The sequence below is a fragment of the Sphingomonas bacterium genome (assembly GCF_028292945.1).
In the GTDB taxonomy this organism is placed as follows: Bacteria; Pseudomonadota; Alphaproteobacteria; order Sphingomonadales; family Sphingomonadaceae; genus Sphingomonas.
In genome coordinates, this window is record NZ_JAQGLJ010000038.1 from 20,850 (window position 1) to 40,841 (window position 19,992).

Genomic DNA, 19,992 nt, shown 5'->3' on the forward strand with positions numbered 1-19,992 from the left:
CGCGTTTGCGTCGCTACGCTGCGTCGATGAGCGCGTACGACCACCCCGCCACCGCCCGCATCCTGACCTTCCTGACCGACATCGGCATCCCGGTCGCCGCAGAGGCGCTCGGCCAGGACACGCTGCTGTCCGCGATCACGGTACGGCACGGGACGGTCGTGTTCGATCCCGATCGACTGACGCAACCGGGCGACCTGTTGCACGAGGCGGGTCATGTCGCGGTAAGCGACCCGGCTGTCCGGACCGCAAGGGCGGAGGTGGCCGATGACGCGGGCGAGGAGATGGCGGCGATCGCCTGGTCGTGGGCGGCGGCGCAGGCGATCGGCATCGAGCCGCGGTTGTTGTTTCATGCGGACGGCTATCGCGGCGACTCGGATTGGCTGATCGAGGTCTTCTCGCAGGGCTCGCCGCTCGGCGTGCCGCTGCTCGTGTTCTGGGGGCTGGCGGAGCCGGGCTGCTTTCCCGCCATGACGCGCTGGGTGCGCTAGATCCGTTCCACCGCGTGCACCGCATCCGCCGCGCGCAGCGCCGCCATCAGCCGGAGCAGTTGCGCCAGGTCGTGGACCTCGACGTCGATGGTGTTGGTGTGAAAGCGCGTATCGCGGGTGTCGAGGCGCAGGTTGATGATGTTGGCTTTGTGCTGGCCGATCACCGACGCGACGAGGCCCAGTGCGCCGGGCTCGTTCCTGACCATCACGGACACCCGCGCCACCGCGCCGTCCGCGCCGTCGCCCCAGCCGAGATCGAGCCAGTCGGTCTCCTCCGCGGAGCGATCCGCCAGTTCGGCCAGCACCGCGCACTCGATCGCATGGACCTCGATGCCGGCGTCCGGGCGGCGCAGGCCGACGATGCGGTCGCCGGGCACCGGATGGCAGCAGGTGGCGAGGTCGAACGCGACCCCCGGCGTCAGCCCCTTGATCGAGATCGCCTGCACCTGCGGCGCGGCGGCCGCCATGTCGGCACCCGCCGATCCGGGCATCAGCGCCTCCATCACCGCGCCGTCGGTCAGCGTGTGCCGCGCGATCGCGATCAGCAGCGCCGCCTCGTCCACTAGCTTCAGTCGGCGCAGCGCGTGGTCTGTCGCATCGGCGGCCAGCGTGGCGGGCAGACGCGCGATGATGTCGTCGAGCAGCTTGCGGCCGAGCTTGAGATGCTCGTCGCGTTCCTTGTGGCGCAGATGGCGGCGGATCGCGGCGAGCGCCTTGCCGGTGATCGCGACGTCCAGCCAGGCGGGCTGCGGCTCCTGCGCCTTGGAGCGCAGGATCGCGACCTGATCGCCATTCTCGATCACCGTCGACAGCGGCACGACGCGGCCGTTGATCTTGGCGCCGACCGCCTGATCGCCGAGATCGGTATGGACCGCATAGGCGAAGTCGATCGGCGTCGCGCCCTTGGGCAGCTGCGTCAGCTCGCCCTTGGGCGTAAAGGCGAAGATGCGGTCAGCATACATCGCCATGCGGGTATGTTCGAGCAGCTCCTCGGGCGTCGCGGCGGTATCGAGGATCTCGACCAGATCGCGGATCCAGCTATGGTCCCCCGACCCGCCGACCTCGGCGCGCGTGCCCTCCTTGTACGCCCAGTGCGCGGCCAGGCCGAATTCCGCCTCGGCATGCATCGTCTTGGAGCGGATCTGGATTTCGACGCGCGTGTTCTCGGCATGGATGACGCTGGTGTGGAGCGAGCGATAGCCGTTGCGCTTGGGGGTGGAGATATAGTCCTTGAACCGCCCGGGCACCATCGGCCAGCGACGGTGGATCGCGCCCAGCGCGCGATAACATTCCTCGTCCGAGCCGACCACGACGCGGAACGCCATGATGTCGGACAGCTGCTCGAAGCTGATGTGCCGCCCCGCCATCTTGCGCCAGATCGAATAGGGATGCTTCTCGCGACCGCCGACCTCGGCGTCGATACCGGCGCGGCCCAGCAGCAGCTTCACGCCGGACGCGATCTTGGCGATGCGGTCGCCACCACCTTCCTTGAGCTGCGCGAGCCGACGGGTGACGGATTCGAACGCCTCCGGCTCGATCTCGCGAAAGGCGAGCGTCTGCATCTCCTTCATGAATTCGTACATGCCGACGCGCTCGGCGAGCGGGGCGTAGATATCCATCGTCTCGCGCGCGATGCGGCGGCGCTTCTCGGGCTTGGCGATGTGGTGGAGCGTGCGCATGTTGTGCAGCCGGTCGGCGAGCTTGACCAGCAGCACGCGGATGTCGTCGGACATGGCGAGCAGGAACTTGCGCAGATTTTCCGCCGCGCGCTCGTTGTCGGACTGCGCCTCGATCCGCGACAATTTGGTCACGCCGTCGACCAGCCGCGCGACGTTGGGGCCGAACAGCCGCTCGATCTCCTCGGGCGTGGTCAGCGTGTCCTCGACCGTGTCGTGGAGGATCGCGGTGGCGATCGTCTCGGCGTCGAGCCGGAGGTCGGTCAGGATTCCCGCGACCTCGATCGGGTGCGAGAAATAGGGGTCGCCCGATGCGCGCTTCTGGCTGCCATGCGCCTGCATGGAAAAGACATAGGCGCGGTTGAGCAGCGCCTCGTCGGCGTCGGGATCGTAGTCGAGGACGCGATCCACCAGCTCATATTGCCGCAGCATGCCGCCACCTTGGGGCGACGGCATGCTGCGATGCAACCTGTTTAGCGCGCTGCGACCGATGCGGAGCCCACGCCCCTCGCGCCGTTGCACTTGGCGAGCTGATCGGCATCGTACGCTTTGCCCGCGACGGTGAAACCGCTGAGCTGGCCGGTCTTGCGCGCGATCAGCTGGCACAGCACCGCGTCGCGCTCGGGGGCGCGGGCGGCGACGTAGTCGGCGCCGCGCAGCGACCAGGCGGTCGAGCGCGTGACGAGGGTCGACTTGGCCGGCTGTGCGGCGGGAGTGGCGACGTAATAGCCCCCCGGCGTTTGCGCATCGGCGGTGGCGGCGATCATGGTGGAGCCGACGAGAATGGCGGCGGCGAAAGCGAGAACCTGGCGCATGAGAACCTCCCTGTAAATGCGTTGCGAATCACCACTTACCCGGATAGGTTTCTAGTTGCAACGCGAAACCTATATTTTTCACGCAGGGTCGGCGAAATGCGGTACGCTTCGCGCAGGAAGAGGATCTGAAGGATGGGCAAGCTCCGGGAAAAGCTGGACGAATGTTCGCTGCCTGCAGCACTGGACGCGGTCGGAGAGCGCTGGTCGTTCCTGATCCTGCGCGCCACCTTCAACGGGCTGCACCATTTCGAGGAGTTCCAGTCGGAACTGGGCATCGCGCGCAACATCCTGGCCAGCCGGCTCGCCAAGCTGGTCCAGTACGGCATCCTGCAGCGCGAGCCGATGCCCGATGACCGCCGCAAGGTGCAGTACAGCCTGACCCAAAAGGGCGCGGCGCTGCTGCCGACGATGATCGCGATGCGCCAGTGGGGCGAGCGCTGGGAGACGTGCGTGCCGGCCTTCCCCGTGCTGGTCGACAAGCGCGACATGCGACCGGTGCAGCCGATGAACGTGCTGGCGCATGACGGCCGGGTGCTGGGGTTGGACGACCTCCACTGGGCGCTGCCGGCGGACCTCGCGCGCGACCCCCAGGAGGCGATCGCGGCGGAGTAGGATCGAGCTTGTCCGCTACCTAGTGAGGTACGGCACCCATCTGGACGCCGGTCTTGTCGTGCAGCGCGAACCGGTCGACGATGTCGGCGCTGGCCCGGTTGTAGCCGATGACCTCTACGCGAGCGCCATCGCGCCGTAGTCTCGCCACGATCTTGTCGAGCGCCGCGACCCCGGAGATATCCCAGAAGTGCGCGCCCGTCATGTCGATCAGCACGTTGGCAACGCGCGCCTCGACCTGGAACGCGCGGGTGAAGCGATCCACCGAGGCAAAGAAGATCTGCCCCGACACACGGAAATTCGCGGTCGTGCCGTCCTCAGAGAGCGTTCGTTCGACGGCGAACATGCGCCGCACCTTGCCGGCAAAGAAGATGCCCGACAGCAGCACGCCCGCCAGGACCCCCTGCGCCAGGTCGTGCGTCGCCACCACTACGACAACCGTCGTCACCATCACCACCGACGATGGCCACGGGTGCCGGCGAAGGTTCGGGATCGAGTTCCAGCTGAAGGTTCCGATCGACACCATAATCATGATCGCCACCAAGGCGGGCATCGGAATGCGCCCGACGAACGGCCCCAGCACCGCCAGCAGGAACAGCAGGAACGCGCCCGCTGTGAACGTCGACAGCCGCCCTCGGCCCCCGGATGTGACGTTGATCACCGACTGGCCGATCATCGCGCATCCACCCATGCCGCCGAAGAAGGCCGCAACGATGTTGGCGCTGCCCTGACCGCCGCACTCCCGGCGCTTGTCGCTGTCCGTGTCAGTCATGTCGTCAACGATCTGCGCGGTCAGCAGCGACTCCAGTAGGCCCACCGCCGCCATCGTCAGCGAATAGGGCAGGATGATCCACAATGTGTCCAGCGTCAGCGGCACGTCGGGCCAGGAGAGGCTAGGAAGGCCTTGCGGGAGCGCGCCCATGTCACCCACCGTGTTGACCGGCGCGCCGGTAGCGATGCTGACAACGCTGAGCACCAGGATGGCGACCAGCGGCGATGGAATGGCCCTGGTGATATGCGGCACGAGGTAGATGATCGCCAGTCCGGCCGCGACCATCGCATAAGCCTGCCAGCTAACGTCGATGAGCTGTGGCAGCTGCGCCATGAAGATCAGGATCGCGAGCGCGTTTACGAAGCCGGTGATCACCGACCGCGACACGAACTGCATCAGCAGATCCAGCCGCAGCAGCCCGGCCACGATCTGAACCACTCCCATCAGGATGGTCGCGGCGAACAGATATTCGACGCCATGATCGCGGACCAGCGGGACGACCAGGACGGCAACGGCGGCGGTCGCGGCGGAGATCATGCCGGGGCGCCCGCCGGTGAACGCAATCACGATGGCGATCGCGACCGAGGCATAAAGCCCGACGCGCGGATCGACACCCGCAATGATGGAGAAGCCGATCGCCTCCGGGATCAGCGCGAGCGCGACCACGATGCCGGCGAGGACATCGCGCCGAGCGCCCGCGGCGTCGCTGATCCATTCGGCGCGATAGCGGGCGACGGCAGAGTTGGCGATCAAAGGAGGAAATCCGCAACGGACGCCCGGGAGACGCCGCTACGGCGACGCTCAAGTCAGGTGCGCGGTGTTGTCCGGCGGATCGGCGGCCGGAATAGCCACCCGGAATTGCACCGGGTCCATGCGAGTAACGGCCGCCTACCCGGACCGGGCGATTAGTGCAACGTCAGGTAACGGCTCACCGGTGTCTCGCCCGGCTCTGCGAACTAACGTGCGCGTCGGGCATCTCGTCCGCTCATCCCGCCCCCTGCCCCGGCGTATTCACCCCCATGCTCGCCAGATACCGGCGCACATTGCGCGCCGCCTGTCGCAACCGCTGTTCGTTCTCGACCAACGCGATGCGGACGAAGCCCTCGCCGTTCTCGCCATAGCCGACGCCCGGCGCGACCGCGACCTTGGCCTGGGTCAACAGCTGCTTGGAGAACTCCAGCGAACCGAGGTGCTTCAGCGCCGGCGGCAGCGGCGCCCAGGCGAACATCGATGCCTTTGGGCTGGGGATGTCCCAACCGGCGCGGGCGAACGACTCCACCAGCACGTCGCGACGCTTGTGATAGAGCTGGCGGTTGGTCGCGACGATGTCCTGCGGGCCGTTCAACGCCGCGCAGGCGGCGGCCTGGATCGGCGTGAACGCGCCATAGTCCAGATAGGATTTGACCCGCGCCATCGCGGCGATCAGCCTGGCGTTGCCGACCGCGAAGCCGATCCGCCAGCCCGCCATCGAATAGGTCTTCGACAGCGAGGTGAACTCGACTGCGACGTCCTTGGCGCCCGGCACCTGCAGGATCGATGGCGTCGGGTTGCCGTCGTAATACAGCTCGGAATAGGCGAGGTCGGAGATGACCCAGACGCTGTTCTCGCGCGCCCACGCGACCAGCCGCTCGTAGAAGCCAAGGTCGACCGACTCCGCGGTCGGATTTGACGGATAGTTCACCACCAGCACGCTCGGACGCGGCACCGTGAACGCCATCGCCCGGTCGAGGCTCTCGAAATAGGCCTCGTCTGGCGTGGTCGGCACCGCGCGGATCGTCGCCCCGGCGATGATGAAGCCGAAGGTATGGATCGGATAGCTCGGGTTGGGTGCGAGCACGACGTCGCCCGGCGCCGTGATCGCGGTGGCGAGGCTGGCGAGCCCCTCCTTGGACCCCATCGTCACCACCACCTCCGTCTCGGGATCGAGATCGACCCCAAAGCGTCGGCCATAGTAATTGGCCTGGGCACGACGCAGGCCGGGAATGCCCTTCGACTGCGAATAACCGTGCGCGTCGGGCTTCTGCGCGACCTCGACCAGCTTGGCGATGACATGCGGCGGCGGCGGCAGATCGGGATTGCCCATGCCGAGGTCGATGATGTCCTCGCCCCCCGCGCGCGCCGCCGCGCGCATCGAATTGACCTCGGCGATGACGTAGGGCGGCAGGCGCTTGATGCGGTAGAAATCGTCGGACATGTTCGCGTGCTACAGCGTTTCGACTGTTCGAAGCAAAGGTGATCCGATGGCCGAGTCCGTTCCGCCCACCAGCCCCCCACTGGCGAGCCCTGTCGATTGGCTGCGCACCGTCGGTGCCGAACAGGAGAAGCTGCTGGAGCAGGCGATCGCGACGATGAAGGAGTCGGGGAAGCAGACCGGCGGCGGCGTGCCCGGCGTCAACGACGCGGCGACGATCGAACGCGTGGGCCAGTTCTGGCGCGACGGGCTGCACCTGTGGCAGCGGTTCCTCGAACCTGTCGAGGTCGCGCCCACCGCGGACAAGCGGTTCAAGGACCCCAGCTGGTCGCAACCCGGCTTCGCGGCGATGCGGCAGGCGTACGAACAGGCGAGCGCGGCGCTGATGGCGAGCGTCGATCGCATGGACGGCGTCGACGACGCACAGCGCGAGAAGCTGCGCTTTGCCGCGCGCACGCTGGCCGACGCGATGAGCCCGTCCAACTTCCCGCTCACCAACCCGCAGGTGCTGGCGCGGACGGCCGAGACGGGCGGACAGAATCTGCTCACCGGCATGGGCAACATGCTCGCCGACCTCAACAAGGGGCAACTGACGCACACCGCGGGCGACGCTTTCGAGCTCGGCCGCAACCTGGCGACGACGCCGGGCAAGGTCGTCAAGCGCACGCCGATGTACGAGCTGATCCAGTATTCGCCGACGACGGACCGCGTGCTGGCCACGCCGCTGGTGATCTTTCCGCCCTGGATCAACCGCTTCTACATCCTCGATCTGACGCCGGAGAAGAGCTTCATCCGCTGGGCGGTGGACCAGGGACTGACCGTTTTCATGGTGTCGTGGAAGTCCGCCGACGCCAGCATGGCGGACGTGAAATGGGACGATTACGTCGCCGCCCAGATCGACGCGATCGACACGGTGCGCGACCTGCTGGACGTGCCGGCCACGCACGCGATCGGCTATTGCGTCGCGGGCACGACGCTGGCCGCGACGCTGGCGGTGCTGACCGCGAAGGGGGAGGCGGACAAGGTGGCGAGTGCGACCTTCTTCACCGCGCAGGTCGATTTCACCGATGCCGGCGAGCTCAAGCATTTCGTCGACGACCAGCAGATGCAGATGGTCGCCGGGCTAGCCAGGGACGGCTATCTCGACGGACGCGTGATGGCCGCGACCTTCAACCTGCTGCGCGGGCGCGATCTGATCTGGAACTACGTCACCAACCACTATCTGCTGGGTGACGATTATCCGGCATTCGACCTGCTGCACTGGAACGGGGACACCACCAACCTGCCGGCAGGGTGGCACGGCAGTTACCTCGCGGACCTGTATCGCGACAATCTGCTGGTAGAGCCGGGCCGGCTGTCGGTGCTGGACACGCCCATCGACCTGACGACGGTGGCGACGCCGACCTATGTCCAGGCGGGGCGCGAGGACCATATCGCCCCGGCGGAAAGCGTGTGGAAGATCACGCATTTGTTCCGTGGTCCCTTGCGCTTCGTGCTGGCGGGATCGGGGCATATCGCGGGCGTGGTGAACCACCCGGCGGCGGGAAAATATCAATATTGGCGCAACGACGCGAAGGTCGACACCTTGGCCGAATTCGTCGCGGGGGCGACGGAGACGAAGGGCAGCTGGTGGCCGGACTGGATCGACTGGCTGCGCGACCGTGACGGAACGGAGGTCGCGGCGGAAGGCGCGCGCGTCCCGGGCGAGGGAGTGCTGCCGGCGCTGTGCGACGCGCCCGGGGAGTATGTGCGCGCGCGTTAATCCAACAAATGTTGCACTGCACCATTTTACTTGACGCGCCGCCGGGTTCCTCTATGTTGCACTGCAACAAAGGAGCCTGCCGTGTCCGATCTCCCCGTTCTGCCCGTGCTCGAGTCCGCGGAATCGATCCCGGCGGCGCTCGCCGCGCCCAAGCCGAAGAAGGCCAAGTCGGCTGAACCGTTCGTCGCGGCGCCGGCCACCTTTGCGGAGGCTCCCTCCACCCTGCCCAACCCGACCGCCGCGCTGCCGGCGATCTCTTCCAAGGAAACGACCATGGCCACGACGATCGAGAACATGACCCAGACCGCAACCGAGAAGACGCAGGCCGCGTTTGCCGACATGAGCGGCCGCGCGCAGGACGCGATGGCGAAGAGCACCAGGCTGTTCGCCGACTGGAACGACTTCAACAAGGGCAATGTCGAGGCGCTGGTCGAGTCGAGCAAGCTGGCGTTCGCCGGCATGCAGACGCTGGCGCAGGACGGCGCGGCCGCGATGCGCAAGCACTTCGAGGACGCCACCGCCACGGCCCGCACGATGTCGTCGGTCAAGTCGCCGACCGAGTTCGTCAAGCTGCAGGGCGACTATGTCCGCCAGCAGTTCGACGGCCTGGTCGCCGAGACGTCGCGCTCGACCGAGTCGATGATGAAGCTGATGGGCGAAGTCGCCCAGCCGGTCGCCAACCGCGTCGCGCTGGCCGTCGAGAAGGTAAAGGCAGCCGCCTGAGGCGAGACGGCTTAGCCACGCTGAGCCGCACGCCTCCAGGCCGGCCGGCGGGTCGCTGAAGCGAACCTGTCCGACGTCACGGGATTTACTCCCCTGACGGCCTGCGCAGAAAAGGGGCGGCGGTCTTCGGATCGTCGCCCTTTTCTTAGTTGGCCCTTGCCTCGACTCGCCCTGTGCCCATATTTTGTCGACTCATGCAGCGCGAACCATTCCAAGCGGCCGAACGGCGCGGCACCGACCCGGACGGGGACGGCGATACCGAGGGCGGGGGCCGTACCGGCACGGGCCTGGCCACCAAGACGCGTGCGAAGACCAAACAGCCGACACCCTATCGCGTGCTGATGCTCAACGACGACTACACGCCGATGGAGTTCGTCGTGCTGTGCCTGCAGCGCTTCTTCCGCCTCGACATGGAGGCGGCGACGCGGGTGATGCTGCACGTCCATCAAAAGGGCGTGGGCGTGTGCGGCACCTTTTCCTACGAGGTCGCCGAGACCAAGGTCGGCCAGGTGATGGACTTCGCGCGGCAGAACCAGCACCCGCTGCAATGCACGCTTGAGAAGGCGTAGCTAGAAGCTTCCCCTGACCAGGAACTGGAAGATCGGCCCGATCAGCTGGTCGGCCTCCTGCCGGAACAGCAGCGGGCTGGTGTTCCGGCGGCCGGCATAGACGAAGCGGTCGAGCCGGTGGCGGGCGTTCAGCAAATTGGCCACCTGCGCCCGGACGGTCAGGCCCAAGACATCCTTGTGCTCGACGAACAGGCTGTCGAACACCGGGCCTTCCCAGCTGCGGAACACCTCCGACAGGCGGAAGTGGCGCGCGTTGTGATCGTACGATGCGCTGCCGCCCCAGGCGAGCGGGCTGCCGGGCACGTCGCGCCGGAACTCCAGTTTGACATAGGCGTCGCGGGTGCCGCTGATCGGGCGCTGGTCACCGGTCAGCGGATCGCGCACGCGGGTGCGCACGAACCCGATCGTGGCGTCCAGCCGCGCGCCGCTCCAGCCCAGCGGATCGAACTGCAGCGTGCTGACGCTCTCCACGCCCAGCCGCGTGGCGCTGGGCAGGTTGCCGACGCCTTCGCCGGTCGCGCCGATCGGCACGATGTCGATGATGTCCTCGACACGGTGGCCATAGGCGCGCAGTCGCGTCTTGCCCCACCGGCCCAGCTCGCGCGCGACCTGCCCCTCCAGCTCCCAGCTCTGCGGCGGGACGAGATCCGGGTTGCCCGCATTCTCGCGATCCTGCGTCAGATTGGGCTGCGACAGGAAGTCATAGAAACTGATCTGCCCGACCCGGCGGCTGAGCTTCAGGCTGGCGTCGGTGCCCTTGGTCGGCCGCCAGGCGAGCGACGCGCTGCCCTTCGGCCGGAAGAATCGCCGCGCCGCGCCATCGCCGTCGACCCGCGCGAGGCTGCTCTGCTCCGCGCCGAGCACCAGCTGCAGGTCCAGCTTGGGCGTGAGCGGCCGGCTGAGCGTGCCTGTCGCCTCGTAGCGGACCTCGCGCACCTCGCCCGTGCCGCCGGGGAAGGGCAGCGGATCGAACCCGCCCGCCGGCGTCAGCCCGGCGAGGCGGCCGCGCTGGTCGAGCACGTTCACCGCGCGCTCCAGTGACAGCTGCCAGGCGTTCCTGCCGCCGTTCCAGCCATATTCCGCCCGCCCGATCGTCTCGCCGATGAAGCTGGTGCGGTTCAGGCGAATACCCGCCGCGGGCACCCCCGAGTCGAAGCTGGTGATCTGCGTGGTCTCGCGCGGCTCGAAATCATAGTGCCGGATGCCGATCAGCTTGAGCCGACCCGAGCCCAGCGCCATGTCGACCTCGCCGTTGATGTCGTACAAGCTGCCGGTCAGCTGACTCCGCGTGATGCGGGTGCGATCGTCACCGTCGGCGCGCACGCGCCGGTCGCTGGTGAAACCCGGTGCCCAATAGGGCGTGACCGACAGCGTCAGCCGAGCCGTCATCGACCCGGGTCCGTCGAGGCCGAAGCGCGTCTTGAACGTCACGAGATCCGACTCGTTGTGAAGCACTTCCTCGCGCCGTTCGATCAGCGCACCGTCCGGACCGGTGATCAGCACCGGCCCCCCGAACGCGCCACGTCCCGCCTGGTTGTCGACCGACAGCGTGTAGTCGATCGCCCCGCTCCTGCCGGTGTAGCTGGCCGAGCCGCGAAACAGATTGGGCCGGGCGTAATGGGCGCGAAAGTCCGGTTGCCATTCGAACTGGCCGCTGCCGGTGCGCGCCGCCTTGACGACGACGTTGGCGACCTGGCCCGTCAGTCCGGCGAGGCCGAGCGTCGCGGCCTCCACGATCTCGATCCGCTCCACCTGGGCGGCGGGCAGCTTGCGGAGCTGGCCCACCGCGCCGCCGGACTTGTCGGCGATGCGCTGGCCGTTGATCAGCACGTTTTCCGACGCCTGCCCCAGCCCGCGTTCCTGTTCGGCTTCGACGATGGAGAAGCCGGGCACCTGGGCAAGCATGTCGAACGCGGTCTTGGGCGCGAACCGGGTGAAATCGGCGGGCAGGTAGGTCCGCGTCACCGGGGCGGCGTCGGCCTGCGGGGCGGGCACCGGGGGCGTCTGCGCGGTCGCGGAGGCAGCGAGGGCGAGCAGCGAGACAGAGGCGAAGCGCAGAAGCGTGGTGGTCATGTAGTACAGTGTATCACCTCAACAGGCGACGTCAACTACGTTTGTAATCGGGAGGCGATGGCGCTGGCGGCGCAACCCAACCCTGCCTATTGTCGGCCGCGACAAAGGGGCGGGGCAGGATCATGCAAGGCTTGATGGCGGCGGTGATCGGCGCAACGATGATCGCCACCTGCGCCCCGCTGCCGCGCGATCCCGACGGCACGCTGGATCGGATTCAGCGCGAAGGGCGGTTCACGGTCGGAAGGGTGGCGGGCGCGACCGACGCGGCGGGGATGCGCGTGCTGGCGGACGTCGCCCGCGCGACGGGCGCGCGACCAGTGGTCCGGAGCGGTCAGCTGGAGCCGCTGTTGCTCGATCTGGAAGAAGGCAGGCTGGATCTCGTGGTCGGCGGCCGCTTCGACGCGAAAACGCCTTGGGCGACCCGGGTGACCCTGGGCCCTCCGCTCGACGAGGGCGCGCACCGGGAACATATCGTCGCGCGCAACGGCGAGAACGCCTGGATCATGCTGGTCGAACGCGCTGCGCGGGCGGAGGGGGGCGCATGAACGACGCGCTCCCACCCAAGCTGCAGGCGACCCTCAAGCGCGCCGAGCGGCTGGAATGGTGGACGATCGGGCTGATCGCGACGGTGATCGCGGTGATGGGTCTGGCGATGGGGTCGAGCCAGGTGATGAAGACCGCGTGGATCGAGGACTGCCTGAGCCTCACCGCGCCGATCGTGTTCCTGATGGCGGCGCGCGTCGAACGGCACCGGCCGACCTCGCGCTTCCCCAACGGCTTCGCGCGCGCGCCAGGCCTCGCGTTCGCGATCGCGGCGGCGGCGCTGGCGGTGCTGGGCGGCGTACTGCTGGTCGAGTCGGTGATGTCGCTGGCCGCGCGCGAGCACGCCACGGTCGGCGGGGTGGTGATCCTGGGACGCGAGGTCTGGCTCGGCTGGGTGATGGTCGCGGCGCAGCTGTATTCGATCGCGGTGCCGGTCGTGCTGGGTCGCCTGAAGCTGCCGCTGGCGCGCGAGTTGAACGACAAGACGCTGTTCACCGATGCGCAGACGCAAAAGGCGGACTGGATGACCGGCGTGGCGGGGATTGGTGGGGTGATCGGCATTGGCCTGGGCTGGTGGTGGGCGGACGCGCTGGCGGCGGGAGTGATCTCGCTCGGCATCCTGCATGACGGCGTGCGCGCGCTTCGTTCCGCCTCCGCCGAGCTGATCGACGGCGCGCCGCGCGAGCTGGACGGCGTCGACGTCGCGGCGGACGCGAACGCGCTGCATGCGTCGATGTCGGCCCGGTTTCCGGGCGCGGAAATCCACCTGCGCGAGCTGGGGCGGGTCATCGCGGTGCAGGTGGTCGGCGCGGTGCCGCCGGGCGCGACGCTGGATCCGGCCGACTACTGGCCAGGTGATCCGGCACGAAGCTGGCGGCTCGGTCATGTCGGCTTCGTGCCGCCGCGGCCGGAGGGTGGTTAGGGAGGGGCGAGCAGCGCCGCGGCAAAGCCGCGTCGTGACCTCGAGCGGGTCTGCTCTGCCGCGCGCCGGCCGAGCTTGCGCGTCTCGCACCCGGCTTCGCTAGGCGCGTGCTCGCCGCGCTACGCCTCCAGCTCGATGTCCCAGTACAGCCAGTCGCGCCATGTCTGGTGCAGGTAGTTGGGCGGAAAACTCCGCCCATGTTCCTGCAGCTGCCACGAGGTCGGGCGGATCGCGTCGATGTGCAGCGGCATGTTCGCCTGCTTCGGCGTGCGGCCGCCTTTCTTGAGGTTGCAGGGCGCGCAGGCGGTGACGACATTCTCCCACGTCGTGCGGCCGCCCTGCGCGCGCGGGACGACATGGTCGAACGTCAGCTCGCGCCCATGCCCGCAATATTGGCACTCGAACCGGTCGCGCAGGAACAGGTTGAAGCGGGTGAAAGCGGGGAATTGCGACGGCTTCACGAACTGCTTGAGCGCGATGACGCTGGGCAGCTTCAGCGCGACGGTGGCGCTGCGCACCTCGCGCTCGTAGCACGCGACGACGTCGACGCGGTCGAGCCACATCGCCTTGACCGCCGTCTGCCACGGCCACAGGCTGAGCGGGTAATAGGATAACGGCGTGTAGTCGGCGTTGAGCACGAGCGCGGGGCAGCCATCGGGGTGGCGGATCAGATCGGGATGAAACACGGCTCCTCCCAGCATTGCGCGTTACGATCGCTGTGCGTCGCGACCGAGACGCTGCGATGACAGCATAACCGATGATTCCGGGTCAAGCCCCAGCTAACGACGTCGTCACCCGATTTGCGCCCTCGCCGACCGGTAGATTGCATCTCGGCCATGCCTGGTCGGCAGTGCTGGCGCATGACTTTGCGGCAGAGCACGGTGGGCGCTTCCTGCTGCGGATCGAGGACATCGACGGCAGCCGCGCGCGCGCGGAGCATGTCCAGGCAATCCTGGCGGATCTGGCGTGGCTGGGCCTCGCGCACGAGCCGCCGGTGTTCCAGTCGGCGCGGCTCGATCTCTACGCGGCGACGCTGGAGCGTCTGAAGGCGGCGGGGCTGGTCTATCCCTGCTTCTGCACCCGCGCCGACGTCGCGGCCGCGAGTGCAGGGGCACCGCACGGCGTGGAGGCGGTGTATCCGGGGACGTGCCGGGGACTGGTCGCGCCGGACCTGAGCCGCCCGCATTGCTGGCGGCTGGATGTCATGAAAGCCGTCTCGATCCTCCCAGGGACAGGGAGGGGGACCGCCGCGCGACGCGCGGTGGTGGCGGGGGCAGGCCGCGAGGGCGCTCCCGGTCGAGAGCCCCCACCCTCACGCGGCGATCGCCGCGCGCCACCTCCCCGTGCCGGAGAGGATTTATCTTGGCACGACGCCATCGCCGGCCGGGTCCAGGCAAATCCCGCCGCGCACGGCGACGTCATCCTCGCGCGCAAGGATGCGCCGGCCTCCTATCACCTCGCCGTGACCGTCGACGACGCCGCGCAGGGGATCACCGACATCATCCGTGGCGCGGACCTGTTCGCCGCGACCGATGTGCACCGGCTGCTGCAGGCGCTGCTCGGCCTGCCGACGCCGCGCTACCATCATCATCCGCTGCTCACCGACGCCGCCGGCGAGCGGCTCGCCAAGCGGCACGGCAGCCCGACACTCGCTGCGCTGCGCGAGGCAGGCGAGGACGGGCCGGCGCTGGCACAAAGGTTGCGCGCGGGGCGCTTGCCCACTGGATTTGCGCTCACGACGGCCTAGATATGGTGCATGTCAACGTTCCTCTCCATCCTGCTCGTCGCCGCCATGATTGCCGCTGTGGTGGCGCTCGTGCGCGGCATCGTTTCCTTCCTGGCGTTGGGTCATGCGGCGGTGCGCGACGGCGAAGGGCCGAGTGCTGCGTCGCTGAAATCGAACCGCATGATGCAGAGGCGGATCTTCTATCAGGCGCTCGCCGTCCTGCTCGTCGTCGTGATCATGTTCGCGGCGGGCAAGAACGGCTGATCCGCGCCGCCCGCTGAAGGGGGACGGGCATGGTCAAGCTCAACAAGATCTACACGCGCACCGGCGACGACGGCACGACCGGGCTGGTCGACGGCTCGCGCGTCGCCAAGGCGTCGGCGCTGATCGCGGCGATCGGCGATGTGGACGAGGCGAACTCCGCGATCGGGCTGGCGGTGCTGCACGCCGACGACGCGACCGCCACGGCGCTGCGGCGCATCCAGAACGACTTGTTCGACCTGGGCGCGGACCTCGCCACCCCGCTCGCCATCGACGGTGCGCTGCGCATCGTGCCCGCGCAGATCGAGCGGCTGGAGGCGGAGATCGACGCGATGACTGCGCGGCTCCAGCCGCTGACCAGCTTCGTCCTGCCCGGCGGCACGGCGGCGGCGTCGGCGCTGCATCTGGCGCGCGCGATCACCCGGCGCGCGGAGCGGCAGGCGGTCGCCGTCGAGCCGCCGGTCGGTGCGGGGGCGCTCGCCTATCTCAACCGGCTGTCCGACTGGCTGTTCTGCGCCGCGCGTCGGGCGAACGACGGCGGGGCCAGCGACATCTTATGGGTGCCGGGCGCGGAGCGCTAACGCCCTCTGCGCGTTGACGCGAGAAGGGGGCCGTGATGCTGAATCCATTGCAGGCCGCCGACGACGCGCTGGCGACGCGCTTCGTCCGCGTGCGCGCGCTCAGCCTTGCACTCGCCACCCCGCTGTCGGACGCCGATGCGACGGTGCAGTCGATGCCCGATGCCTCGCCCGCAAAGTGGCACCTCGCGCACACGACCTGGTTCTTCGAGACCTTCGTGCTGCGCGATCATGTCGCCGGCTACCGGCTGCACGACGGACGCTGGCCGTTCCTGTTCAACAGCTATTACGAGGCCGAAGGCCGCCGCCACGCGCGTGACCGTCGCGGGATGGCGACCCGCCCGACGCTCGACGAGGTGCGGGCGTATCGCGCGCATGTCGACGCAGGCCTGGCCGACGCGCTCCCCGGCCTGTCGGCGGAAGCGCGCACGCTGGTGGAACTGGGCTGTCACCACGAGGAGCAGCACCAGGAGCTGCTCGTCACCGATATCCTCCATCTGCTCAGCGAGAACCCGCTCGAACCCGCGCTGTGGCCACCCGCGCCCAAGGTTCCCGTCGCCATGCCCGGCCCGATCCGCTGGCTGGAACACCCGGGCGGCTCGGCCGAGATCGGGCATCACGCCTCGGATTTCGGCTTCGACTGCGAGGGGCCACGCCACGCGGTGCTGCTCCACCCGCATGGCGTAGCCGACCGCACCGTCACCAATGGCGAGTGGATGCAATTCATCGCCGATGGCGGCTACCGCGACGCGCGGCATTGGCTCAGCGACGGCTGGACATGGCTGCGTGCGCACGACATCGCGGCGCCGCTATATTGGGAACAGCGCGACGGCGGCTGGACGCGCTTCGGCCTGGACGGGCGACGCCCGATCGACCCCGCCGCGCCGGTCACGCACGTCTCGTTCTACGAAGCGGACGCCTATGCCAGCTGGGCCGGCGCGCGGTTGCCGACCGAAGCCGAGTGGGAGGTGTTCGCCACCCCGCACGATCCGGCGGGCGGCAATCAGCTGGACACGGCCGGTCCGGTCGAGCCACGACCGACCCGCGGCGGTCCGGCCCCGTTCGGCGATGTCTGGGAATGGACCGGCAGCGCCTATCGCCCCTATCCCGGCTTCCGCGCCGTCGAGGGCGCGGTTGGCGAATATAACGGCAAGTTCATGAGCGGGCAGTTCGTGCTGCGCGGCGGATCGTGCGCCACCCCGCGCGGGCATGTGCGCGCGAGCTACCGCAACTTCTTCCACCCCCACCAACGCTGGCAGTTCACCGGCGTGCGCCTCGCCCGCGACCGGTGAGTTTCCGCGAAGATGTGATCGCCGGCCTCCGCGCCCGCCCGCGCGCGATCCCGGCGCGGTGGTTCTACGACCGCCGCGGGTCCGAGCTGTTCGAGGCGATCACCGCGCTCCCCGAATACTACCCGACCCGCACCGAAGCCGCGATCCTGGCGCGGATCGGGCCGGAACTGGCCGCGCTGACCGGCACTGGCCGCGCGGTGGTGGAGTTCGGCTCCGGCTCGTCGGCCAAGACGCCGCTGGTGCTCGGCGCGATTGCGCCTGCCGCGTACGTGCCGATCGACATCTCGGGCGCGTTCCTCCGCGAGTCGTCGCAGGCGCTCTCGGCCGACTTCCCGGCGCTGGCGGTGCTGCCGGTGGAAGCCGATTTCATGCAGGCGGTGCGCCTTCCCGACGACGTCGCCGCGCTGCCAAAGCTGGGCTTCTTCCCCGGTTCGACGATCGGCAACATGGGGCCCGCCGACGCCGTCGACCTGCTCCGCCGGATGCGCGACACCCTGGGACAGGGCGCGCAGCTGCTGATCGGCATGGACCGGATCAAGGACCCCGCCGTGCTGATCGCCGCCTATGAGGACGCGGCCGGCATGACGGCGGAGTTCAACGTCAACCTGCTCGCGCGCATCAACCGCGAGTTGGCCGGCGACATTCCGCTGGAGGCGTTCGCGCACGAGGCACGCTGGAACGACGCGGCGGCGCGGATCGAGATGCACCTGCTCGCCACCCGCGACATCGCGTTCACGGTTGCGGGCGAGCGGTTCGCGATCGCGGTGGACGAGAGCATCCACACCGAGAACAGCCACAAATACGGCAGCCGAGATGCGCGCCTGCTGCTGGCGGCGGGCGGATGGACGCCGGTGAAGGAGTGGACGGACGCGGACGGACTGTTCGCGGTGTATCTGGCGGCGGCGCGTGAGGTGGAGGTGGCACCCTAGAGCCAGGAGAGCGGCTCCACTTCATTGCTCTTCCCCGGCGGACACTGGGGAAAAGGGCAACCGGAACAGCTACCCCTTCACCATCGGCAACGGCAGCTCCCCCGTCAGATACGGATCCACCGGCACCTCATCCGGCACGTCCAGCGCCGGCCCCGCCCGCGCCGCCGCGCGCGCGAACCAGTCGTCGCCGTTGACCTTGCGCAGCGTCGTGTCGACGCGGGTCGGGACAAGGCCGAAGATCGGCAACCGACGATAGCCCGGCTGCGCGTCGCCGAACGCCCAGGCGAGGTTGCCATAGGTGGACGGATCGCGGCCATCCAGGCTCAGCCGGTCGTTGAGGTAGCACGCCGTCGCCCAGCCGGCCTCGGGCGATGGCGTCATCGCGATGATCCGCTTGGCCCAGTACATGCGCAAATTGTTGTGCATCCAGCCGTCGACCAGATATTGTTTCTGGCACGCGTTCCACGTCTCGTCGGCGGTCTCGCCCAGCAGCAGCGCGCGCATCGGCTCCTGCTCTGGCCGCGGGTCCTCGGCATGCTCGGCGAGCTCGCGCTGCGCCCAGGCCGGCACGCGATCATATCGCTCGGGCACGCGCAGCGAACGCGCCTTGTAATGAAACCACTCGCGCCAGGTCAGCAACTCGTCGAGGAACTTGGAACGCTCGGTCGCGGGGATATCCGCCTGCTCGACCACCGCGACGATCTCGCGCGGACCGACCATGCCGAAATGGAGATAAGGCGACAGCGTGCTCGCCCCCTCCGGCCGGCTCGCCAGACGGCGCGCGTCGGCATAGGCGGGCAGCACCTCGTCCTGCAGCCGCTGGAGCCGCACCGCCACCTCCGCGCGGGTCGCCGGGAACATCGCTGGTGCCGGCAGCGCGTGGTCGATCGCGCATTCCGCCACCAGCGCGTCCAGATCGGCGTCGCTCAGGTCGGCGAGCAGGTCGGGCGTGTAGGGCAGCTTGCCCGCATACGGCCTTTCCGTCGCCGCCTCGTCGGTCCAGCCATACCACTCCTCGCGCGCCGCCTGATGCCGGCGACGGAAGGCCGACGTGGTCCTGACCCCCTGCTCCAGCGCCAGCGGCGGCACCACGCACGCCGCGTTGACCGCCAGCACGGCCGCATCGGCCCTCGCGGCGAACCGCTCTGCCTGCCATTGCGCCACGAACGCGGGCTGATCCTCCAGCACCACGGCGGCGGCATCGGCGGCAAGGCGATAGACCAGCCCCTTCTCGCGCTTGGCGGCGCGATCGACGAAGTTGACGCAACGCAGCCCACGCGCGGCGCAGTCGCGCTCCAGGTCGCGGCTCGCGCCCAGGATGAACCGGTGCAGCCGGTCGGACGCATAGGGGTAATCCTCGCGCACGCCATGATAGACCAGCACCGGCAGACCCCAGGCATTGCCGAGCCGCACGGCCGCGTCGATCACCGGGTTGTCGATCGCGCGCAGCGCCTGTTGCAGCCAGCACAGCACGTATTTCGCAGAGGTGGCGACGGGATGCTCATTGAGGCGGCGGACCCGCGGCGCCTCGCGCCAGCTGGCGAGCAGTTGAACGGGATCGGTCATCGTGACGCAACACCCCGCGTTGCGCGCAGGTTGCGCAAGGCGTTCGCGACGTCCACCTCCGGCAACATGGATAGCTTCACCCTTCTCGATGCGATCGGCCTGCTGGGCGTGCTGCTGTTGCTGATCGCCTATGGACTGACCGTCGGCGGGCGCATCGATCCGCTCAAGCCCGCCGCGCTGCTGCTCAACCTGCTCGGCGCGATCGGCATCCTGATCTCGCTGTTGGGCGCGTTCAACCTCTCGGCGCTGGTGATCGAGACCGCCTGGGCCGTGATCGCGATCGGCGGGCTGGCGCGGTGGTGGTGGCAGAGGGGCAAGCAGGGAAGTTAGCTCTCACCCTTCGACCTTCCAACCTCTAGCCCTTCCCCGGCGAAAGCCGCGGCCTAGCCACTACAGAATGCTCGACGCGGTAGCGTCGAGCGGCGCTCCGCGCCGGCGGGGCCCCGGCTTTCGGCGGGGCTGGGTTACTCGGGTAGGGCTTGCGCGACCCAAGCGCC

The 19,992-nt window shown here is 68.6% G+C and carries 20 protein-coding genes and 1 other annotated feature; of the genes, 13 read left to right on the forward strand and 7 right to left on the reverse strand.

Annotation, left to right across the window (positions count from 1 at the left end):
• Positions 1 to 26: 26 nt before the first annotated feature.
• Positions 27 to 488, forward strand: a complete 462-nt coding sequence (locus tag JWN21_RS04780; RefSeq protein ID WP_299646768.1) for a hypothetical protein — start codon at positions 27 to 29, stop codon at positions 486 to 488.
• On the opposite strand, the gene JWN21_RS04785 is transcribed toward JWN21_RS04780, so the two are convergent.
• On the reverse strand, positions 485 to 2,596 hold the full coding sequence (locus tag JWN21_RS04785) for a bifunctional (p)ppGpp synthetase/guanosine-3',5'-bis(diphosphate) 3'-pyrophosphohydrolase (protein WP_299646770.1): 2,112 nt from the start codon (positions 2,594 to 2,596) through the stop codon (positions 485 to 487). The two genes, JWN21_RS04780 and JWN21_RS04785, sit on opposite strands and share 4 nt — an antisense overlap.
• Positions 2,597 to 2,637: 41 nt before the next feature.
• On the reverse strand, positions 2,638 to 2,979 hold the full coding sequence (locus JWN21_RS04790) for a hypothetical protein (RefSeq protein ID WP_299646796.1): 342 nt from the start codon (positions 2,977 to 2,979) through the stop codon (positions 2,638 to 2,640).
• Positions 2,980 to 3,111: 132 nt separating this feature from the next.
• Between JWN21_RS04790 and JWN21_RS04795 the strand changes: the two genes are divergently transcribed.
• Positions 3,112 to 3,591 (forward strand): helix-turn-helix domain-containing protein, encoded by a 480-nt coding sequence (locus JWN21_RS04795; RefSeq protein ID WP_299646798.1) that lies wholly within the window; start codon positions 3,112 to 3,114, stop codon positions 3,589 to 3,591.
• Positions 3,592 to 3,610: 19 nt separating this feature from the next.
• Here JWN21_RS04795 and JWN21_RS04800 read toward each other — a convergent pair whose 3' ends face one another.
• Entirely contained in the window at positions 3,611 to 5,110 is a 1,500-nt protein-coding gene (locus JWN21_RS04800) for a SulP family inorganic anion transporter (protein WP_299646829.1), read from the reverse strand.
• A 68-nt stretch (positions 5,111 to 5,178) separates the two neighbouring features.
• Positions 5,179 to 5,234 (reverse strand) — a sequence feature (sul1 is cis-regulatory element that is thought to sense ions involved in sulfur or methionine metabolism; They are found in Alphaproteobacteria).
• Positions 5,235 to 5,345: 111 nt separating this feature from the next.
• Positions 5,346 to 6,554 carry an LL-diaminopimelate aminotransferase gene (locus JWN21_RS04805; RefSeq protein WP_299646800.1) on the reverse strand — a complete coding sequence of 403 codons (1,209 nt, stop codon included), beginning with the start codon at positions 6,552 to 6,554 and terminating at the stop codon, positions 5,346 to 5,348.
• Positions 6,555 to 6,600: 46 nt separating this feature from the next.
• Between JWN21_RS04805 and JWN21_RS04810 the strand changes: the two genes are divergently transcribed.
• The 3 genes from JWN21_RS04810 (at position 6,601) to clpS (ending at position 9,605) form a co-directional block, all read left to right on the forward strand.
• Entirely contained in the window at positions 6,601 to 8,313 is a 1,713-nt protein-coding gene (locus JWN21_RS04810; RefSeq protein WP_299646802.1) for an alpha/beta fold hydrolase, read from the forward strand.
• Positions 8,314 to 8,394: 81 nt separating this feature from the next.
• Entirely contained in the window at positions 8,395 to 9,036 is a 642-nt protein-coding gene (locus JWN21_RS04815) for a phasin family protein (protein WP_299646803.1), read from the forward strand.
• Between the two features lie 194 nt (positions 9,037 to 9,230).
• Entirely contained in the window at positions 9,231 to 9,605 is a 375-nt protein-coding gene (gene clpS, locus JWN21_RS04820; protein WP_299646805.1) for an ATP-dependent Clp protease adapter ClpS, read from the forward strand.
• Here clpS and JWN21_RS04825 read toward each other — a convergent pair whose 3' ends face one another.
• Positions 9,606 to 11,678: a TonB-dependent receptor plug domain-containing protein gene (locus JWN21_RS04825; RefSeq protein ID WP_299646807.1), complete on the reverse strand. Its 2,073-nt coding sequence runs from the start codon at positions 11,676 to 11,678 to the stop codon at positions 9,606 to 9,608. It abuts the gene before it with no gap.
• Between the two features lie 122 nt (positions 11,679 to 11,800).
• Between JWN21_RS04825 and JWN21_RS04830 the strand changes: the two genes are divergently transcribed.
• Together JWN21_RS04830 and JWN21_RS04835 are read left to right on the forward strand one after the other, a co-directional pair.
• Complete coding sequence (locus JWN21_RS04830; RefSeq protein ID WP_299646809.1) at positions 11,801 to 12,223, forward strand: hypothetical protein; 423 nt, start codon at positions 11,801 to 11,803, stop codon at positions 12,221 to 12,223.
• Positions 12,220 to 13,143, forward strand: coding sequence for a cation transporter (locus tag JWN21_RS04835; RefSeq protein WP_299646811.1), 924 nt, complete (start codon positions 12,220 to 12,222; stop codon positions 13,141 to 13,143). The genes JWN21_RS04830 and JWN21_RS04835 overlap by 4 nt, the downstream gene beginning before the upstream one ends.
• A gap of 119 nt (positions 13,144 to 13,262) precedes the next feature.
• On the opposite strand, the gene JWN21_RS04840 is transcribed toward JWN21_RS04835, so the two are convergent.
• Positions 13,263 to 13,829, reverse strand: a complete 567-nt coding sequence (locus JWN21_RS04840; protein WP_299646813.1) for an HNH endonuclease — start codon at positions 13,827 to 13,829, stop codon at positions 13,263 to 13,265.
• A gap of 71 nt (positions 13,830 to 13,900) precedes the next feature.
• Here JWN21_RS04840 and JWN21_RS04845 point away from each other — a divergent pair, with 71 nt between their 5' ends.
• The 5 genes from JWN21_RS04845 to egtD are packed head-to-tail and all read left to right on the forward strand — an operon-like array spanning position 13,901 to position 17,929.
• The gene (locus JWN21_RS04845) at positions 13,901 to 14,890 is read left to right on the forward strand and encodes a glutamate--tRNA ligase family protein (protein ID WP_299646815.1); all 990 of its coding nucleotides are present in this window, start codon (positions 13,901 to 13,903) and stop codon (positions 14,888 to 14,890) included.
• A 9-nt stretch (positions 14,891 to 14,899) separates the two neighbouring features.
• On the forward strand, positions 14,900 to 15,133 hold the full coding sequence (locus JWN21_RS04850) for a twin transmembrane helix small protein (RefSeq protein WP_299646817.1): 234 nt from the start codon (positions 14,900 to 14,902) through the stop codon (positions 15,131 to 15,133).
• Between the two features lie 29 nt (positions 15,134 to 15,162).
• Positions 15,163 to 15,711, forward strand: a complete 549-nt coding sequence (locus JWN21_RS04855) for a cob(I)yrinic acid a,c-diamide adenosyltransferase (RefSeq protein WP_299646819.1) — start codon at positions 15,163 to 15,165, stop codon at positions 15,709 to 15,711.
• Positions 15,712 to 15,746: 35 nt separating this feature from the next.
• Entirely contained in the window at positions 15,747 to 17,000 is a 1,254-nt protein-coding gene (egtB, locus tag JWN21_RS04860; protein ID WP_299646821.1) for an ergothioneine biosynthesis protein EgtB, read from the forward strand.
• Positions 16,997 to 17,929 (forward strand): L-histidine N(alpha)-methyltransferase, encoded by a 933-nt coding sequence (gene egtD / locus JWN21_RS04865; RefSeq protein WP_299646823.1) that lies wholly within the window; start codon positions 16,997 to 16,999, stop codon positions 17,927 to 17,929. Before egtB ends, egtD begins: the two co-directional genes overlap by 4 nt.
• A gap of 69 nt (positions 17,930 to 17,998) precedes the next feature.
• Here the strand turns inward: egtD and JWN21_RS04870 are convergent, their stop codons facing one another.
• Entirely contained in the window at positions 17,999 to 19,495 is a 1,497-nt protein-coding gene (locus JWN21_RS04870) for a deoxyribodipyrimidine photo-lyase (protein ID WP_299646825.1), read from the reverse strand.
• A gap of 66 nt (positions 19,496 to 19,561) precedes the next feature.
• Between JWN21_RS04870 and JWN21_RS04875 the strand changes: the two genes are divergently transcribed.
• Positions 19,562 to 19,825 (forward strand): hypothetical protein, encoded by a 264-nt coding sequence (locus tag JWN21_RS04875; RefSeq protein ID WP_299646827.1) that lies wholly within the window; start codon positions 19,562 to 19,564, stop codon positions 19,823 to 19,825.
• The last annotated feature ends 167 nt before the right edge of the window (positions 19,826 to 19,992 follow it).

Bases quoted from the DNA above. Each gene is read 5' to 3' on its own strand.
- JWN21_RS04810 (WP_299646802.1), top strand. From the start codon at position 6,601: ATGGCCGAGTCCGTTCCGCCCACCAGCCCCCCACTGGCGAGCCCTGTC.
- JWN21_RS04790 (WP_299646796.1), bottom strand. From the start codon at position 2,979: ATGCGCCAGGTTCTCGCTTTCGCCGCCGCCATTCTCGTCGGCTCCACC.
- JWN21_RS04785 (WP_299646770.1), bottom strand. From the start codon at position 2,596: ATGCTGCGGCAATATGAGCTGGTGGATCGCGTCCTCGACTACGATCCC.
- JWN21_RS04875 (WP_299646827.1), top strand. From the start codon at position 19,562: ATGGATAGCTTCACCCTTCTCGATGCGATCGGCCTGCTGGGCGTGCTG.
- JWN21_RS04835 (WP_299646811.1), top strand. From the start codon at position 12,220: ATGAACGACGCGCTCCCACCCAAGCTGCAGGCGACCCTCAAGCGCGCC.
- JWN21_RS04830 (WP_299646809.1), top strand. From the start codon at position 11,801: ATGCAAGGCTTGATGGCGGCGGTGATCGGCGCAACGATGATCGCCACC.
- JWN21_RS04780 (WP_299646768.1), top strand. From the start codon at position 27: ATGAGCGCGTACGACCACCCCGCCACCGCCCGCATCCTGACCTTCCTG.
- JWN21_RS04795 (WP_299646798.1), top strand. From the start codon at position 3,112: ATGGGCAAGCTCCGGGAAAAGCTGGACGAATGTTCGCTGCCTGCAGCA.
- egtB (WP_299646821.1), top strand. From the start codon at position 15,747: ATGCTGAATCCATTGCAGGCCGCCGACGACGCGCTGGCGACGCGCTTC.
- JWN21_RS04805 (WP_299646800.1), bottom strand. From the start codon at position 6,554: ATGTCCGACGATTTCTACCGCATCAAGCGCCTGCCGCCCTACGTCATC.
- JWN21_RS04845 (WP_299646815.1), top strand. From the start codon at position 13,901: ATGATTCCGGGTCAAGCCCCAGCTAACGACGTCGTCACCCGATTTGCG.
- JWN21_RS04870 (WP_299646825.1), bottom strand. From the start codon at position 19,495: ATGACCGATCCCGTTCAACTGCTCGCCAGCTGGCGCGAGGCGCCGCGG.
- JWN21_RS04850 (WP_299646817.1), top strand. From the start codon at position 14,900: ATGTCAACGTTCCTCTCCATCCTGCTCGTCGCCGCCATGATTGCCGCT.
- clpS (WP_299646805.1), top strand. From the start codon at position 9,231: ATGCAGCGCGAACCATTCCAAGCGGCCGAACGGCGCGGCACCGACCCG.
- JWN21_RS04855 (WP_299646819.1), top strand. From the start codon at position 15,163: ATGGTCAAGCTCAACAAGATCTACACGCGCACCGGCGACGACGGCACG.
- JWN21_RS04825 (WP_299646807.1), bottom strand. From the start codon at position 11,678: ATGACCACCACGCTTCTGCGCTTCGCCTCTGTCTCGCTGCTCGCCCTC.